Origin of the sequence: Anaeromonas gelatinilytica (assembly GCF_016820635.1) — a bacterium.
GTDB classification, from domain to species: Bacteria; Bacillota; Clostridia; order Tissierellales; family SIT17; genus Anaeromonas; species Anaeromonas gelatinilytica.
Genome location: NZ_WSFU01000037.1, coordinates 1 through 2,408 on the forward strand (window position 1 = coordinate 1; position 2,408 = coordinate 2,408).

Below are 2,408 nucleotides of genomic sequence, written 5' to 3' on the forward strand. Positions count from 1 at the left end.
TATCCATTTCAATAGATTAAAATGTAGTATTTATGCGAGTTGTAGAGTTTTGCAATGAGCTATAAATATTCATAAATAAGGGGGACGGGGCATTGATTAATAGATTAAAGAGATTTAATTTACCATTAATTATAGGATTGATATTAGTTATAGTAGTATTATTTATAGCTATGTATGGAAATCGGTTGACCAATATAGATCCTTATGCTACCAATATGCCTTTACCTAAGGTAGATGATGGAGAGTTACAAGCAGCAGAACCAGTACAAGAACCAAATAGTATAAATATTTGGGGAACAGATACAGATGGGAGAGATGTATTTAGTAGAATCATGTATGGTGCTAAAACTACCATACAAATTGGACTTATGACAGCTTTATTTAGATTATTAATTGGACTATCATTTGGTTTTTTTGCTGGATTTGGAGACAAGATAAGTTCTAAGATTATAGATATATTTAATATATCTTTTAGTGCTATTCCAGCTCTAGTGATAAGTTTTATATTATTACAGTTTTTTCCTATGATGTATGTTTCTATAGAGAGTACAATATTTCATATGGTAGTAATTCTTACATTTGTAGGCTGGGGAAGAATATCTGGAATATTGAGAGATAGAATTGCTGATATATTATCCCAGGATTTCATTAAAGGGGAAATAGCTATAGGTAAAAATAAATTACAAATAGCTTTACAAAATATTTTACCTCATTTATTCTCTACAATAATTATCTATTATTTAATAGAGGTAAGTAGAGCCATTACCATTATTGGAGAGTTGGGAATATTAGGATTTAGTATGTATTATGCAGAATGGGGCTCAATGTTGTCTCAGGGAAGTTATGCATTATTATCTTGGAAACCATGGCTGGTAATTTATGCTGCTGTAGCATTATTTATCAGTGTATTAGGATTTAATCTTCTAGGAGAAGGATTAAAAATAGAATTAAATAAGAGAAATTCAAAATTCATTATATTTATAAAACATATACCTTATCAGTTGTCACCAAGAACATATATTTATCAGATAAAAAATAGAAATAGATTTAAGAAGAGTATAGCTATTAAAACTACAGTGATATTATTGATAATAATATTTATTATTTTTCCAGAGACCAAGAGTCAGTATTATGTAGAAGGAGAAGATGTATATAGACATCTAGAAGAACTGTCAAAGGATAAATATGAAGGTAGAAAGATTGGAACAGAAGGCAATGATAATACTAGAGAATATATTGTAGATCAATTAAAGGATATGGGAGTGAAACCTGCCTTTGAAGATGGTTATATACAACAGAAAGAGTTAATTGTAAATATTAATGAAATAGTGGATACAAATTTATATATTGAAACTGAAAATGAGGATATTAACTTTCAATTCCAGAAAGACTATAATTTTGATTCGGTTTTTTTAGATAAGACTTCTGATACTATGTATGGTGGAAAATTAAGGAGAAGAATATTAAATTATGAAAGTTATGAACAGAGCAAGTATGATTCAGAAGAAAGATATCTATTGGTTGTAGATGAAGAGAATCAGACGGATATGAAAGAGGTTACTAAAATTTTAAGGGAGGACTTTATTGATGGAGTAATAATATATGTGCCTGAAGAAAAGGTAACATCTGATTATGATATCAAAATTGAGGAATCTTTAGACCGATTAGAAAGAATAAAAGGATATGGAAATGTAGTTATTTATTTAAGTGGTGAAGCTATAGAAGGGATTAAGGAGTATGATGGCGAAGAAATAGTATTTGATAATACCATGGAAAGTTTAGAACGTATGGATATAAAAAATATAGGAGGGATTATAAAGGGAGAAGATTCTTCTAAAGCTCCTCTATTAATAGCCTGTGATTATGATTATAAATGGAGAAAAGGTGAGTCAGAGGATAAAGGGTTACTGTACAATGGATCTTCTATAGCTGCTAATCTAGAAATAGCAAGGACATTACAAGAAAATGAGGTTACTTTTGATAGAGATACATACTTCCTTTTCTTTAATGGTTCATTAAGTAACAAAAATAAGGGAACCGATGGACTGTTAAGATCTGATTTTTATAAGGAATTAGATGATAATCATTTCTTTATTTATCTCAGTGATTTAGGGATTAAGAGTTCTGAGAAAGTAAAAATAGATACATCTCTTTTATATTCTGATACTATAGGTCATTATGGTTTAACAAATAATATTATAAATAGGGGAAAGAAATTAGGTTTTCAGATGAGGCGAGAACCTATGTCTTATTATGATAGAGGTATAAGACAGTTAAACAGTAATGGTAGTAGTTTAGTATTTTTAGGGGGTAAAACTACTGATGAAGATCAAACATTGAAAGTTATAGATAAAGAAAAATTGAGGCAGCAAGTCCAATTAATAATAGATTCTATAACGATGTATGAT

The 2,408-nt window shown here is 29.2% G+C and carries 1 protein-coding gene; it reads left to right on the forward strand.

Annotation, left to right across the window (positions count from 1 at the left end; genetic code table 11):
• Positions 1-92: 92 nt before the first annotated feature.
• Positions 93-2,408 (forward strand): ABC transporter permease subunit (locus tag GOQ29_RS03025; RefSeq protein WP_203371157.1); only part of this gene is annotated, 2,316 nt, incomplete at its 3' end.